At 45.7% G+C, this 16,264-nt stretch carries 9 protein-coding genes; 1 reads left to right on the forward strand and 8 read right to left on the reverse strand.

Annotated elements, in window-relative coordinates; translation table 11 throughout:
- Positions 1–195 (forward strand): hypothetical protein (locus ACM0OX_RS27080; protein ID WP_414518046.1); only part of this gene is annotated, 195 nt, incomplete at its 5' end.
- Here ACM0OX_RS27080 and ACM0OX_RS27085 read toward each other — a convergent pair.
- The 8 genes from ACM0OX_RS27085 to ACM0OX_RS27120 all read right to left on the reverse strand — a co-directional run bounded on the left by ACM0OX_RS27085 (position 187) and on the right by ACM0OX_RS27120 (position 16,264).
- On the reverse strand, positions 187–2,412 hold the full coding sequence (locus ACM0OX_RS27085) for a chemotaxis protein CheA (protein WP_414518047.1): 2,226 nt from the start codon (positions 2,410–2,412) through the stop codon (positions 187–189). The genes ACM0OX_RS27080 and ACM0OX_RS27085 overlap by 9 nt on opposite strands.
- Positions 2,413–2,581: 169 nt before the next feature.
- Positions 2,582–3,820 carry a GAF domain-containing protein gene (locus ACM0OX_RS27090; protein ID WP_414518048.1) on the reverse strand — a complete coding sequence of 413 codons (1,239 nt, stop codon included), beginning with the start codon at positions 3,818–3,820 and terminating at the stop codon, positions 2,582–2,584.
- 29 nt (positions 3,821–3,849) lie between these two features.
- Positions 3,850–4,833, reverse strand: coding sequence for a chemotaxis protein CheW (locus tag ACM0OX_RS27095; RefSeq protein WP_414518049.1), 984 nt, complete (start codon positions 4,831–4,833; stop codon positions 3,850–3,852).
- A gap of 294 nt (positions 4,834–5,127) precedes the next feature.
- Positions 5,128–8,244, reverse strand: coding sequence for a response regulator (locus ACM0OX_RS27100; RefSeq protein WP_414518050.1), 3,117 nt, complete (start codon positions 8,242–8,244; stop codon positions 5,128–5,130).
- 184 nt (positions 8,245–8,428) lie between these two features.
- Positions 8,429–13,675 carry a GAF domain-containing protein gene (locus tag ACM0OX_RS27105; RefSeq protein WP_414518051.1) on the reverse strand — a complete coding sequence of 1,749 codons (5,247 nt, stop codon included), beginning with the start codon at positions 13,673–13,675 and terminating at the stop codon, positions 8,429–8,431.
- A 176-nt stretch (positions 13,676–13,851) separates the two neighbouring features.
- Positions 13,852–14,385, reverse strand: a complete 534-nt coding sequence (locus ACM0OX_RS27110; RefSeq protein WP_190964200.1) for a chemotaxis protein CheW — start codon at positions 14,383–14,385, stop codon at positions 13,852–13,854.
- Between the two features lie 14 nt (positions 14,386–14,399).
- Positions 14,400–14,762, reverse strand: a complete 363-nt coding sequence (locus tag ACM0OX_RS27115) for a response regulator transcription factor (protein WP_012408767.1) — start codon at positions 14,760–14,762, stop codon at positions 14,400–14,402.
- Between the two features lie 146 nt (positions 14,763–14,908).
- Complete coding sequence (locus ACM0OX_RS27120) at positions 14,909–16,264, reverse strand: response regulator (protein ID WP_414518052.1); 1,356 nt, start codon at positions 16,262–16,264, stop codon at positions 14,909–14,911.

Raw genomic sequence — 16,264 nt, forward strand, 5'->3', positions numbered from 1 at the left:
TGTGAGGCAACTCTCAAAGACTTGTGTATACACCGTAGCCGCTCTTCGGGAGGGGAGACAAAGCGTAGCTTTGGCGGGGTGGGGTTATTTGGGTTTAATAAGCAATCAAGCGGACATGATATTAGTCAGCCAGTTTTGTCTGAAATTCATAACACCTTCTTAACAAGAATCATACAGGTATTGAGTTCAAGCTAGAGATTTTGTGAGAAGATGACCATCCAAAACCAGGCTAAGTTGCCCATTGGCAAGAATGCTAGTTCCTTGGATATAAGCAGGAACTGGGATTGCTTCCCCCAGAGGATGGATCGCAGCGGATTGCTTGCCGATTAGGTAATCTACTTCTAAAGCACATCGTTTGTCTAAGTAACGAAATACTAATAAAGGCTTATCTTGCTTGAAAGCATTTAGTGTATCTGTGCTGTAAGTAGTAACTGAGGTAGGAAGCTGGTTAGGACAAATCAGCACATCAGTCAATAAGTGTATGGGGACGAGCATTTCTGTTGTTAGATGCTCATCAGCACAACCAAGAAAGCCACTGGTGCTAGAAGACTGCAATAGTAACATACGTCCCGCTTGAGTTTGGATAATTTGTTCGGACTGCGATAGACAAATCTGCTCTACAGAATCGGCAATAAATCCATAGACTCTGGAGTTAGCTTGACAGACGATAAGTTGAGCAATTTTTTGATCGAGGGGAATTTGGAGCGAGAAAGCTGTACCATGTCCACCTTTAGACTTCAATACTATTCTTCCCTGAATAGCTGTTAATTGCTTGCAAACTTCAGTTAATTCTACTCCTAACTCTAAGGCAGCACGATCGCATAAAACAGATGAAACCTCTGGTTCAATTACCAGTTCTTGTAAGATATCCCCTGGTTTTGTCAGGGCGAGTCCTTGGGCTAAAGCTTGTTGATAGATTTGAGATAAGTTAAGCCCTGCGCCATCATCACAGCCATCAATAATCAGTTGATTGCCTTGCTGGTAAACTTGAATTTCGATGATACCGTTGCTATTTTTACCAAGGTGTTGGCGTGTTTGGGAAGACTCAATACTTTGATCTAGTAAATAGCAACTTATATGTAACAGGAGAGCATGGAGGCGATCGCTAAATGCCCGATCGACTTGGATATCGCTAATTTGTAAATGTAGTCTAGCAGACTTATCTTGTAGAGCTTGTAACTGAGACCAAAGCCGATGTAAAGGTTCTAACGCTACTTTTAAAGGAATAGTTGTAACTTTTTTGACTAAATTGGAAGACTGGTTAAGTAACTTTTCCTGCTGTATGAGTTCTTGTTTGAGTTGATGATGATTGTTATTCAGCGAATGAACAGTTGATGCTACCTGAGACGCTTCAGCCAAAACAGATTGCAGAGTACTGTATAATTGCTGAGAGCGAGAAGCAGCTAGGGGAGAAAGGGTATCTGAAATTGCTGCTAAACGTCCTGACCATTCCTGTAGGTTATCCAGCAAGTGTTGTAATCGTTTAACTTGTCGGAGCAACTGCCCGATGGTGTGTTGCTGTTGTTCTTCCTGGCAAGCTTGCTGATTATAGTTAATTAATAATGTTGCAATTAGCGCGTTTAGTTGTTCGAGATGCTTAAGATTGATGGGTGTAGCGGCTGGAATATTTGTTGCAAGAATGGTAGAAATCGATTCTTGCAAAGAGAGTGGATGGCGATCGCGAACAGATTTAACTAGGGATGCTTCAGATATTTCAGCAGACAGGGAAAAATCCCCCAACCAAGCATGAAAATCTTCTTCCCCATACTCCTCCGGGTTTGCTAGTTCCCCTACCTTGATGGGAAACTGCTCGGTATCTACGCGAACAAGGCTACCAGACTGGGGGCTAGTTTCTTCATCTATTATTTCTCTGTCAAGACTATCGTTGTCTTTAACGATAACTTGCTCCGCAGAAGATTCTACCTTGGGCAAGCGATCGCCAAACTGAATAACTGGTTGATGTTCCTGCGGTTGCTCTACCGATGTCTCAAGGTTTGTTTCCTGGGAATCGCCAAACTCTGCTTGTAGACGAGCAACAATGGCAGACATCCGCTCCAGAATTTCTACTTCGTCAATTTGCGAGGCTGTTAAAAATGCCATCAACAGCATCTGTAAGCAATCTAATCCTTCTGACAACAGGGAGGCGATTGGGGCGTTGACAGTTGCCCGATACTGATGCAAAAGCTGAAAAATTTCTTCTAGTGCAGCCGCAACTATGGCAATGGCATCTAGCTCGGCTGCTATAGCAATCAAATGCAGAGAGCGGGCAGCTTCCATGAGAGCCAAAGCTGTACCAGGGTTACTGTCTTTTGTATAGTTAGGCAACTCCTGCTCCAAGAACAGCAACAGATCGATCGCTTCTTCTAGAAAACGATCGTCGTTCTGCGGTTGGGGGACAAAATCGGTACTCATGAAAACAACTCTCAGTTTCTATGGGTTTGTGACAATTCTATAGACTTCTTGCAGAAGTCGGGAAAAGGGTAAAGGGGAAGGGGGAAAGGGAAAGGTTCTGTATTTTGCCTTTCCCCTTTAACCTTTACCCTTTTCCCACCTCTTGCAAAAAGCACTTTTGCAAGAGGTCTTATGGCTTCGACATTGATTTGAGGGTACAAGCAGCGATGTCGGCGATCGCTCTAAATTGCTCTTGGATTTGGGCGATTGACTCCAGCCCCGCACTGATTTGGCGATCGCACGGTTCGATAGTAGAAGTAACGTCTGCTGCTGCCACCTGGAGTTCTTGGAACCATTCCTCTATATTTAGCGTGCTGTCGCGGGCTTGACGGGCGAGAATTTCCACCTGTTCGGCAGCAGCTAGCAAACCTCGTTCCTGGTCGTTAGCTTTTGTGGCTTCGATGGCTGTATTCAGAGACAAAACCTGAATTTTGGTACTCAAGCCTTCCACAAGATGAACAAAGTCAGAAGCTTGCTGACAAAATTCACCAAGATATTGCAGCTGTTTATTAGTAATAGCAACAGTATCTTGAATAGACATTAAATGCTCGTTGGCAAGCTCGGCGATTCTGGCTCCTTCTTGTACAGTCTGGCTCACCTGCTGTAATGGCACTAGAAACTGTGAGCGATCGAGGGATTCAAGTTGTTGAGCAGGTGGAGTTACTATTTCAGCCCAGCGCAAGTTAATTGTCAACATCATTCCTACTTGTTGTAGCAAACTGCGCTCTGCTTCCTGCCATTGTCGGGGTTGAAGGCAATGATGAATAACTAAAAAACCCCAAGGCTGTTGTTTGACAATCAAGGGCAAGCACAAGCTAGCTTGTACCTGAAAGCGTTGCCAAAATTGCTGTTGGCGGGGAGTTAATTCTAATACTTCAGTGAGGTTGCCCTGCGAGTTTTGTCCGTCGCCAACACTAAACAAATTTATCGGTAGGGATTGGTTGAGCAAGGATGTCCAACCTGCTTGTATAGCTTCAGCGATCGCTCGACTGCGATTATCTTCTTCAAAACGATAAATCAAAACGCGATCGGCGTTGAGAACATCTCGAAGGGCGGTGACTGTAACCTCCAAAAGTGCAGTTTGACCTTTTGTCTGCTGCATTTGCCGATCAATGGCCGCAAGTTGTTCTCGCTGGAGATGAAAAGCCCCTCGAACATTTTCATCATTGTCACTGGGCGAATCCTTAGCCAAAGCTTGGATAAAAGTTTCGATTTGACTTACCTTCTGCTGCAATTGAGCGACCTTTGGCCCCTTAGCAGATTGAAAGACTGCTTTGATTAGAGCCACATTAGCCAAAATTTCTTCTATCTGGATTTCATTTTCAACAGGCTGGGTTTCAGAATTAGGGTCTAAAATTGCGATCGTCACAGAAAACTCCTTGGCAGCATCAAGTTAAATCAGTGGGTTTGCCATTGCAATGTTTGGGCGATCGCTCTGGTGTCTAAAATCCAGCGATCGCCTGGCAGAATACCTCGAACAAAATTTAGCAGTTTGTTTGGGGAAAGGTCGGTTGGTGCCGATTGTGCTTGCTGTAAATCCTGCCACTCTACATCGTAGACATGAGCCACCAAAAACCCGATTACCTGATTTTGCAGTTCGAGAACTAGAACCATTGGCTTTTCTGGTCGTGACTGCCGCTTTAAAAGCGGCGCATAACCAAGCAAATGTTCCAAGTCAACCAGCCGCAGCATCTGTCCTTGCCAATTATAGAAACCTAAAATCCAACTTGGTAAGGCCGGGGCTGGAGAAATTTCTTGGCTAGCGAGATGAATAATGTCCTGTATTGAGTCAAATGGTAGCAATCCACTTCCTTGATTCCCCAAAGAAAAACGGAGAAATCTTTGCCGTTGTTCGCCTGATGTCATCCCAGGAGCCAAGGTTGAGGTTGTTCCAGGCAACCCCAACTTATCAGCCAATATCTGGCTCATACCAAAAAGAAGTACTTTGAGTGGTTCCTCGTTTGGTGCTACAGGCAAAACAGCCATGTGGCTCACACAGCTTAACTCCGCCACTTGCCGATAAGACCACGGCACCGGACGCACTGCTTCTAAAGGAATATCGATTAAGGCAGGCGGTTTATCCACAGGAATGCCACAAATTTCCCCAGTCCGCGTTTGAGTCAGAAGTAGGAAGCGTCCTGAAGTATCAACCGCAGAGGGAACTTGATGCGCCTGTTGGCCTTGTACTTGCTGAATGAACTTCTGGCGCAAGTCTACAATCGTAATGGTTTGCGCTCCCAAATCAACCATTCCGATACCACTTTCAACCGTACTGCGAATAGGGGGACAAGCCATCACCTTGAGAACTGCACCAACTGGCAGGGCAAATAAATAGTCTGCGATCGCAAAAACAACGACTCGTAATGAGTCGCGCTCGCTCACAGCGCCAGATAATCGCTTAAACGGAAAGGGAGTGTTAAGCATAGGAAGGGGAAGGGGGAAAGGGTAAAGGGGAAAGGGGAAAGGGGAAGGGGGAAAGGGGAAGGGGAAAAGGGTAAAGGGGAAGGGGAAAGGGTGCAAGCCCCTAAACTTTATTTATGAAAGGGAAAAAGATTCAATTCCAGACTATTGCGCGAGAATTGAGGCATCCTTACTTCAAGCCTCTAACTTTAGTTATGGGGTTCCCTTTCCCCTTTAACCTTTAACCTTTTCCCCTTCCCCTTTCCCCTTTCCCCTTTACCCATTAACCAGTTCAGCGATCGCGGCTAGAAAGCTCTGTTCTGAATAGGGTTTGGTCATGTAAGCTTTCGCCCCTAGAGCTAAAGCTAATTGGCGGTGCTTCTGTCCGCTACGAGTAGTCAGCATCACCACAGGAATGCCGGACAAACGCTCGTCTTGGCGATGGTGTTCTAAAAACTCAAATCCATTCATACGCGGCATTTCAATGTCACAAATCACTAAATCGACATCACTGTGTTGCACCAATTGAGCGATCGCCTCTCGACCATCGCCTGCTTGCAATACTTGATAATCGGCTTTTTGGAGCGTCTGCACCAAACTTTGCCTTTGTACAACCGAATCTTCCACGACTAACACTGTCAGTCGGTTAGGTTGAGCAACGGCTGTATTGACTTCCATCGGCTGTTGCTGCGGTTGCGTTATAGTTGCCTCTAGAGTAAGAACAGGCTCAGGCGCGGGCAATATTGCAAGACTTGATGCTGGGGAAGTCGGCATCATATCTGTCTCCCAAGTTTGCCGAACTAACTCCAACGGGTCAACGATTAGGGTCAGACTACCATTTCCCAACACGCTGTAGCCTTGGATGTAACTAGGTAAAGTCAGGACTCTGCCGAGGGATTTAATTACTAATTCCTGCTCGACTAAAATCTGATCGACTTGCAAACACAGGTATTGATGCTCTGTTTCTAACAACAGCAGAGGTTCGACGGTGTTCCGTTGTTTGACTGGAAAAGGACTGAGGTTTAAATTGTGGTCTTGGGTGAATAAAGGGTATTTGTAATCCAGCAAATTCGCAAGCGAGCGGATGGGAACTAATTGCTGATTTTGCCCTTCTCCCCACTGCCAGTATTTTTGGCTGCCTTGCCCGTGTAAAGATTGCTGGACTTGAATCTGCTCTGGCTGCGGTAATAAAACCTGGCTAACTCCTTCAGACAGCAAGCCATAAGTAATACCTTGAGATTGACAAACGAGCAAGCGTGCTGTTGTCAAGCTCAGGGGCAATTGCAGCATGAAGGTGGTTCCCTGCCCTGAAAGCGATCGCACCACAATCGAACCTTGTAAAGCTTGCAATTGAGTGCGAACCACATCTAAGCCGATACCACGACCAGATAACTCACCAACCTGCTTGGCGGTAGAAAAGCCCGGTTCAAATAATAACTCTGCCAGTTGGTCTTCTGAGGCGTAGGCGGCTTGTTCGGGAGTCAACAGGTGTTTTTCTATACCTCGCTGACGAATCGATTCCCAGTTAAAGCCTCGACCATCATCCCGTACCTCAATAGTAGTGCGGTTGCCTTGATGATAGGCTTTAATTGTAATTGTTCCGGTTTCTGGTTTACCCTGCTGGCGGCGGGTTTCTACCGGTTCAATGCCGTGATCGAAGGCATTACGAATCATGTGCAGCAAGGGATCGTACAACTGCTCAGAAATGGCTTTATCCACCAGTACCTTCGTACCGCCAAGCTTGAGTTCAACAGGCTTATGATAAGTTGCTACCATCTGTTGCAGGAGGCGGGGTAATCGATTCAACACTGTTCCCAGTGGAACCATTCTGGCTTGCAGCAAATCTTCCTGCGCTCCTGAAAGCAGTTGCTTGCGCTTTCCGAGACTGAAGCGAGATTGCTGAACTAAGCCATTAACAGCCTCAATCTGTTCTCCTAATTGCACCATGTCTTCTGTCAGATTTTGCAGGAGAATGTGCAACTCGCTATAGTTATCCATTTCTAAGGCATCAAAATTGGATTGTGCCTCGGTAGCAGAGATAACTCGTGGAGATCCATGTATATGTCGCTGCTTGCGTTCGGGAAGCAGCAGATGTCGATCCGACCAAGTAAAGACTTTACTAAGTTGTTGTTGACAGTACAAAAACTGTAATAGAGTGTCTTGAGCTGCTTTGTGGATGTGGTTAGATTGCAGGTTTTGTTGGTTTTCGCTGATTAGCAATTCCCCAATTGTATGGCTGAGGCGATCGAGTTGTTCTATCGCTACTCGGATACTGGGAAGTGATGCCGATGACTGAGCCTGGAGGCTTGGTGCTGGTGGTGGAGAGGCTGGCCGATCTGAGTCTGTGTATCGGCAGGATGTCTGTGGATCTCCAATCCAGATTGACTGTAAAATCCGATCTATGGCAGAGGGGGCTACTACCGAATCCTGAGAAATAGGTGCCAGTACCTCCGGTGTTTTCGGTAGGGAGTTATCAGTCCGCTTCGGGAAAAACGACCAAATTGATTCCGCTTCGCTGGCACTGAGAAGGGGGGATGGCTTATTCTCAGTTGTAGTCGTTTCTGTGGGTTGGGCAGCGATCGCAACTAGCAGCTCTTGCGGTTCTGGGACAGGAGTAATTAGTCCCGCCCATTCTCGCAATTGTGGAGATATTTCTCCCCCTTGAGTGCGATCGCCTGCAAGTACTGCTACTTGAGCTGCTTTAAAATTTTCTAAAGCCACCTGAGCGATTTCCAGTACTTTGTCTGGATGTGCTTTGAGCGCGTTTAGGGTCGCCTGGGCAATTTCTTCCAATCCAGATAAGCCATAAGATGCTGCTAGTTCAGCAAAAAATTCGGCTTGGGAGTTGAGTGTTGTTTGAATTTGTTGCGGATCTTGGCTTTGGATGTCAGTTTCCAGCTGTTGCAAATCCTGGAGTACACTCCCGGAAAAGATTGACTCTACGACATCAAAGCCAAGTTCTTCCGAACTGGGAAGCAGAGCCTCACGACCAAAAAAGTCGCCTAGTTTATGTTGGAGTTGGGCGAAGATTGAGGCAGTGCGATCGAGTATTTCTGCCTCATTGCAGGATAAGCCCATCAAGGCTGCACTCAATGGAGTTCGCAGGCATTCATAAGCATCTAGAAGCAAAGCACCCAATTCTGGATCGATTTCCAGTTCTGGAGCATATAACGCTTGGAATACATCTTCCAAATGATGGGCAATTGTCTGAATAGTTTCTTGCCCAACACTGGCAGCACTCCCTTTGATAGTATGGGCGCTTCGCATCAAGGCATGAACTTTTTCTATTGTTTTTTCATCAAGTAAACCGATCAGATTCTGCTCAATGGTTTGCAACAACTCTGCCGCTTCAGCAAGAAAAGCCTGCTCTTGATTACTGGGATCGGAGTTCATAACAGTTTTGCGAGATTAGGGACTTCCAAGAAATAAATTATCCAAATAAACGAACCACAGAGACAAGGCAGCGCGGTCTTGGGGGTTTCCCCCATGAGCGACTGCCGCGCAGAGAACACAGAGAGAAGAGAAATAGAGAGGATTTTTCCGTCAGTTTTGGGGTATTTTTTTATTTGGAAGTCCCTTAGTCAACTTTGAACTGGCTAACGCTGGTTTCCAGTTGTTGTGAAGTCATCCGTAGTTCCTCAAAAGACTCGGAAATGTGGATGGCACTTTCTGAAGTCTTACGGGCGATCGCCGAAACATCCATCATTGCCTCTGTCAACATCTGAGATTGCTGACTTTGATGGGAAACTGCTTGGGTAATTCCTTGTACCAGTCCACCAATTTCGTTGGTAGCTACCACGATCGCACTCAGAGAATGACGAGTCTCATCGATCAAGTTCGAGCCTTGGACAACTTGGCTAATCCCTATTTCCATTGCTTCGGTAACTTCGTTGGTGCCAGCTTGAATTTCTTGCACGAGTCGCTCAATTTCTGTGGTGGCACTAGCGGACTGATAAGCCAGAGAACGAACTTCATCTGCAACCACCGCAAAGCCTTTGCCATACTCTCCGGCACGGGTAGCCTCGATCGCCGCATTGAGTGCCAGCAAATTGGTTTGAGTGGCAAAGTTTTCAATCAGACTCACTACTTTCGAGATTTTCTGAGAAGCTTCACCGAGGCGTTTAATCTTCTTCGCTGTTTCCGACACGGTTTCCCGAATCTCCAAAATGCCATCTACAGTTCTTTCCATCAGGGAATCACCAGCTTGGACGGTGTTATTAGCTCTTTGAACCGCCTGTCCTACTTTTTGAGCATCAGCAGCGACTATCTGGGTGGAAGTTACCATCATTTGTAATTGTTCCAGAGCGTGTTCAAGCCGTTCTGCCTGCTGTTGAGCTTGGTCAGATAGTTTCACTACTGAGATAGTGTTATTGCTGGAAGTTTCACTCACCCTGCCAGCAGCAACCTGCACTTGTCGCACTAAATCTCGCAAACTTTGGATCGTAGTATTGTAACCATCGGCGATCGTCCCAATTTCATCTTCAGATAGGGGCGCTCGAACGGTAAGATCGCCTCTGAAGGATGGTTCCAAAGCCATGAGAACGCGGATTGCTCCTTGTTGGAGTTTTTCGCGGGCGGTGCGTTCGCGCTCTGCTGCTTCTGCTAGTTGCTGCTCTTGAGTACGCACCTGTGTTAGGTAGTCTGCAAGATTGAGGGCAATACCAATCTGGACGCTGGCTTGGTTGAGAACATCCTCCTCGGATTGCTCCCACTGGCGCGGTGCGCTATTTTGATAAACTCCCATCAGCCCCCATAGCCGATTTTCTTGAAAAATCGGAGAAATCATGTAGGCTTTAGTTCCCCACATTTCTAACAATTGGATGTGACATTCGTCATGACCGACAGTATATATATTGTCAACCTGCAAACTTTCTTTGCGGACATAACGCCCTCCTTGGTTGTACTGGAGATAGGTATCTCTAACTTTGGCAAGGCTAGTTCCCACCAGCTTAGGCCAATCCCCAGTCACAGACTCAACTACAAATTCTCCAGACCAATCAGGCTCAAAACGGTAAACTCCAACTCGATCTACTTTGAGCAGTTGACGAAGTTCGTGGGTGGCAAACTGGATAAATTCCAGAACATTACCATGACTTTGGGCCATCTCTGTTAACCGACTTGGCAGGCGATAGGAAAATCGGGCGTTTGCTACTTCCCGTTCTGCCAGTTTTATCAGTTCCTCATTCTTGGTTAAGGTTTGTTGTAAGTATTGCGATTGCTGGACGGCAACCCCAAACTGCGTGCCGATTTTCGCTACCAAGTTGACTTCATTCTCTTGCCATTGCCGCGGCCCGCTATTTTGGTAAGCTCCTAACAAACCCCAGAGCTTGTTTCCGGCAATAATCGGGGTGATGATATAGGCTCTAATCTGAAATTGTTCGAGAATTTTCAAGTGGCACTGGGCATGACCAGCAGTGTAAACGTCATTAATTACAAACGTCTCGTTGTTGCGATAGCGTCCACCTTGGGTTTGTTGTAGGTGTTCGTCTTCCCATATAGTTCTGATATCGGGGCCAACCAAAGCCACCCATTCACGACTTACAGATTCGGCAATAAACTCCCCACCCCAATCTGGATTGAAGCGATACACTGCGAGACGATCGCATTCCAAATGCGATCGCAATTCTGGTAGGGCATTGCGGAAAATCGTATCTAGCTCTTGAACTTGGCGAATTTTTTCTGACAGCCGTGTTAATGCTCGTTCCCCTTCTGCGGTTCTGGCTAACTCTGCATTCTTATTCTTGAGTTGTTCGATATACTTAACCTGTTGCAAGCCTATACCCATTTGCACAGCTACTTTTCGCAACAGTTGCACATCCTTGGATTTCCACTCGCGAGGGCCAGTATTTTGGTATGCTCCGATAAAGCCCCAGAGTTTGTTTCCAATAAAGATCGGAGCGATCGCGTAAGCCTTAGCCTGGATTTTTTCTAATATCTCTAGGTAGCACTGAACGTGACCGGCAGTGTAGATATCATTGACAACAAAGGTTTCATGATTGCGATAGCGTCCGCCCTGAGTTTCTTGTAAATGTTCGTCCATCCAAATCGTTTTGATGTCGGAATCAGCTAAAGACAACCATTTATCTTTTACGGATTCGGCAACAAACTCCACACTCCAGTCGGGATGAAAGTGAAATACTGCTAGGCGATCGCACTGTAGTTGTTTGCGTAAACTTGGCAGCACATTCAGGAAAATTGTGTCCATATCCTGTGCTTGACGGATTTTTTCCACCATCCCTGTCAGCACTTGTTCCTCTTCTGCTGCCCGCGCCAACTCTGCATTCTTCATCTTCAGCTGTTCGATGTACTCAACTTGCTGCACGCTTAACCCCAACTGAATGCCCAATTTGGTCAGCAATCGCACCTCTTCGGAATTCCACTGGCGTGACCCACTATTTTGGTAAGCCCCTAACAAACCCCAAAGTTTGTTGCCAGCAAAAATGGGAGCGATGGTGTAAGCTTTAACTTGGAACTGCTCTAACAGGTCGATGTGGCACTGGGCATAACCAACAGTATAGATGTCATTGACGGCCAAGGTTTCATTGTTGCGATAGCGTCCGCCCTGGGTTTGCTGTAGGTGTTCGTCTTCCCATACGGTCTTGATATCGGGGCCAACCAGAGGCACCCAGTCACTTCCTACAGATTCAGCAATAAATTCACCACTCCAGTCAGAGTTGAAGCGATATATTGCAAGGCGATCGCATTTGAACAACTGCCGCAATTCTGCCAAGGTAGTGCGGTAAATAGTTTCTAGCTGTTGGGAATTACGCATTCTATCCGCCATTCGTGCGATCGCGTTTTCTACTTCAGCTACTTGGGTCATTTCTAGATTTTTTAACCGTAGCTGTTCGATATATTCAGCTTGCTGGAGGGCAATGCTCAACGGTTCGGCAATCTGCAACAAAGCACCGGCCTCTTCCTCAGTCCATTTCCGAACCTCAGAATTCTGATAGGCTGCTAACAAACCCCAAAGATTACCAGCGCGGAAGATGGGAACAATGATGTATGCTTTGGCTTGAAACTTCTCTAATGTTTCTAAATAGCAAGGTGAAAAACCAGCAGCAGAAATATCGTTGACTTTACGGAAGCGCGTTCCTTTGGCGTACATTCCACCCTGCGTTTCCTTAAGATGGGTATCGGCATCAGCTTTAACAGGGGAGCCATAATCCTTAATATTGCAACGTTCTGAAGATATCAGACCTGTTTTTAAAGTGCTGTCTTGTTCCTGCATCTCCAACAGTGACGACCAACCAGCAGCCACAGATTCAGCGATCACTTCTCCACTCCAGTCTGGATGAAATTGATAAACGACAACGCGATCGCATTTTAAAAATCGCCGCAACTCTTGGGTCGTAATCCGGAAAAGGGTGCGAAGATCCGTTGCTTGCCCAATCTTTTCAATGATGCCGAAAACAGTACGTTCTCGTTCAACAAGTTTGGCTGACTCTTCAGAGCGGTGATAAAGTTGTTGCTGATATTGCACCTGTTGAATAGTAATACTAGACAGAGTTGCAACCTGCACCATTAGTCGAACTTCACTATCTTTCCACTGACGAGGCTGAGAATTTTGATAGGCAGCGAGCAAGCCCCACAACTTTACTCCCTGGAAGATGGCAACAATAATGTATCCTTTGGCTTGATAGGTTTCTAAAACTTTGATATAGCAGTCAGAAAAACCAGCACTATAGATATCATTAGTGACTCGATAAATCTGTCCGCGATGGAAATTTTTGCCTTGGGTGTGCTGAATGTAGCTATCTGCACTGTGCGATCGCCCTGTTGTCCCAGCCAATCCCCCTTCGTCTGCAAGGTTCCTAACACTGCAATAGTTAACGTTATTGACAATTGCTGGGTTGTTTCGCTGTTCTTCTAATAGAGAAACCCACTCAGATCCAGCAGATTCAGCTACAAATTCCCCACTCCAATCTGGCTGGAAACGATAAATTGCCACACGATCGCATTTTAGTGACTGTCGCACTTCTTGGGTGGCAACACGAAAGATGGTATCCAAATCTTTGGACTGGAGAATTTTATTCGCTACACCGACAAGGATTTGGTCTTTTTCCACTTCTTGTTGCAACGCAGCCTGGATCGCGGCAACTTGCAGTTGCGCTTCTAATTCCTGCTCGATTAATTTTAGTAACTGAATTTCAGCATTCTGCCACTGGCGAGCAGCAGCGCATTGCTGCACTACCAACAAACCCCAAACCCCATCTTTTGCTAAAATCGGCAAACTCACACAAGCTCTGATCTGAAACCGCTCCACGAGCTGCTTTTGGTAAGGGGACAAGCTTGCAGTGTAGGTATCCGCGATCGCGACTAATTTTTCTTGTTGATAAACCTTGGCAGAACCCAATCCAAAAGTGACGGCAGGCAGTTTTTCTTTCAGCATTGGGGTAAAACCATCCCTCATCGCCTCCGCAACAACTATCCCCAGCGTTGGATTCGTAAACTCATACAGCACCACGCGATCGGCTTGCAGGGCGCTTTGTACCTCCATGACAACAGTGGTGAGCAAAGTATCTAGATCGGAAAATTGGCGGATTTTGCTAGCGATCGCCTGTACTTGCTCTACCTCTAATCCATCTCCTCCGTCTTGATATGGCAACACACTTAGCAGTTCTTTCAACTTGCGGATTCTCTCTCGCAATGGCCCTGTTTCCACCCAATCAGCCTGATCCAGTTCATTTCGCAATTCTTCTAGAGCGGAGGTGATTTGCTGTTTTGCTGGTACATCAACGGTATGCCCGTTATCAGTTTCCTTATAACCGTTGCTGGGATTTGACTGAGGTTGGCTCGGTCTAAGATTGTGTTGCGCTACCATGATCTTTCTTGCTATGAAGGTTGTCGGAGTTAAGGAGTAGAATGCAGAGTAAACTTCTTGCAGAAGTCGGGAAAAGGGTAAGGGGGAAAGGGTAAAGGGATAAGAAAAAACCCTTGCCCTTTTACCTTTACCCTTTCCCCCAAGAGTGCAAAACTATTTTTGCAAGAGGTCTAGTGTTAAAGAGGCTGAAGGGCTTGAATCACAACCTGGGTGTCAAGTAACATCAAAGGGCTACCTTGAGAATCCACAAAGTAACCCTGTAAGAATGAGCCTAGTCGGCCAGGTAACATCGATGTCGAAATCTCTAACCGCTCTTGGGGATCGTGAACTTCAATGGTATTGACTTGCTCTACCAACAGCCCGACGGTTTGATTCTGGACTTGAACAAGCATCGCCATGCCAGAGTTACGCACACTTTCTCGCCGACACCAGTGTGTTGCTCCCAACAAAGCTGCTAAATCAAGAATCCAGATCGCTTCTCCCCGCCAATTCATTATGCCTAACAAAAATTCTGCTACCTGCGGTACTGGCAAAATCTCGGTCAGTGCAACCTGAATTACTCCCCGCAAATCAGCTAATGGGAGTAACCCATTTACCTTTCCATTCAACGGAAATCTTAAAAACCTCTGGTTGTTTCCTTGGGAAGAGTTTTCAAGTCGAAATTGGCTATTAATGGGTAGCGAAGAAAAGCGATCGTTGCTCTGTACCATTGCCCCAGTTTCCTTTAGCGAATAAATTTACTAACAGTCTGAAGCAAGGTATTTTCGTCTACAGGTTTGACTAAATAGCCATCGGCACCACTCATATTGCCCCAAGTTCTATCAACATCTGTGTTTTTAGTTGAGCAAATTACTACCGGGATTCCTTTTGTTGTCGGATCGGCTTTCAACTTGCGGCAGAACTCAAATCCACTTTGGCCTGGCAAAATCAAATCCAGTAAGATCAAGTCAGGTTTTTGTTGTTTCAACCGCAGTTGAGCCTCTTCACCACTACGAACTTCATAAACTGAATATCCTCCTTGCTCTAGGTAACGTGTCATCTTTTCGGATTCTGTGAGGCTATCTTCAACTAAAAGAACTTTTTTCATTTTTTTCCTAACTATTTAATTCAGAATTTGAAAAATAATGGCGACAAATAAATTAACACCAAGCTAGATTTAGAAAGCAATTTCCCATCCACAATCGGTTTTGAAAATGGATGTAGGAGAGCCACTGGTATGACTGTCGCTTCAACCTAAACGGTTAAATACTTGTGAAGCATATTGAGTACTTTGTCTTTTTCTACAGGTTTACCTAAAAAGTCAGTTGCTCCTACTAATTTTGCTCGCATCCGATCTACTATTCCATCTTTCCCAGTTAAGATGACAACCGGCACATTTTTGAGACTTGGAGTTTTACGGATTTGAGAACAAATTTCATAGCCATTTACTTTTGGCATCAAAAGATCCAAAAAAATGAAGTCTGGCTTGGTTTTAATTAGGTTTAAAACTGCCGTCAAGGAATCTTGAATGCCAACAAAGCGATAACCTTGATGGGTGAGAATTTCCTCCAAACTGCGACAGATCATCGGACTATCATCCACACATGCTACTAAAGGTCTTGAGACATCAATAATTACTTTACTAGCCGCTGGGGGGGGAACTTGTATAACAGCTGGGGGAGCAACTTGTATAACAGTGTTCTCTTCTTTCTTCAGTGAAGAATTGAAATTATTAACTGCACTGGACGGACTGACAATTTCTTTACTATTCGCTGGAGGAGCAACTTTGTTGAAATTGGGTGCAAATTGTAAAACAGTGTCCTCTTCTGTCTTGAGTGAAGAATTGGAATTATTAACTGCACTGGACGGGTTGCCAGTTTCTTTACTAATCACAACCTGCCTGAGCTTTGGGGTAGGTGAAAAAGCGATCGCCCCTGTTTTTACCAATGTCATCAATAACCGAGTCAAAGCTAAGACATCCCGACCGCTTTTTTGCCCTAGACCTCGTAAAGTTTTTGTGCCATCAACTAGAGCAATAATCTGTTTAGAGGATGCTTGTCCTTGGAGTAACTCAATTTGTTGAATGATCGGAAATAAATTGGGCGAGTAGGTTGCCAGTCCTGCATCTCGCCATTCTTGCCAGGCTTGTGTAGCCCGTTTCAAGACTTCCTCAGTTGGTATTACAGCTAGGAGAACCCCAGGAACTTCACCAACAACGGTAGTAGGTGACAACTGCCCTGCTGGATTGTCGCCATTTCTTTTGGCTTCAATGTACTGCATGATATCAAACAGGACTTCAGCTATTGAGCTTGCAATCAGGCTAACAAGTTGTTGTTGTTCGATTAATTTTTGTTCTCGCAACTTAGCAAGAATGGAATACTCGCGGTAATTTTCCTGGGGAGAGACAAGCTGCTCCAACTGTGTCACATCCAGATTAGAACAGTACCGCAACAAGTGTCGTCGCCATCGCTCATCGGCATTAGAACCGCCAGCCTGCCAAATTAATCGTCCTAAACGAAAATATAGCGTCCAAGTTGGCCCATCCCTTGCTTCAAGATTTAGCCTACCTGTAAATAATTTAGTTTGAAGTTGCTCGATCAATTGATTCAC

The organism is Nostoc sp. PCC 9305, assembly GCF_963920915.1.
Lineage (GTDB): Bacteria > Cyanobacteriota > Cyanobacteriia > Cyanobacteriales > Nostocaceae > Nostoc.

Excerpts from the sequence above, each read along its gene's own strand:
- ACM0OX_RS27085 (WP_414518047.1), bottom strand. The coding sequence starts at position 2,412 with ATGAGTACCGATTTTGTCCCCCAACCGCAGAACGACGATCGTTTTCTA.
- ACM0OX_RS27100 (WP_414518050.1), bottom strand. The coding sequence starts at position 8,244 with ATGAACTCCGATCCCAGTAATCAAGAGCAGGCTTTTCTTGCTGAAGCG.
- ACM0OX_RS27105 (WP_414518051.1), bottom strand. The coding sequence starts at position 13,675 with ATGGTAGCGCAACACAATCTTAGACCGAGCCAACCTCAGTCAAATCCC.
- ACM0OX_RS27110 (WP_190964200.1), bottom strand. The coding sequence starts at position 14,385 with ATGGTACAGAGCAACGATCGCTTTTCTTCGCTACCCATTAATAGCCAA.
- ACM0OX_RS27115 (WP_012408767.1), bottom strand. The coding sequence starts at position 14,762 with ATGAAAAAAGTTCTTTTAGTTGAAGATAGCCTCACAGAATCCGAAAAG.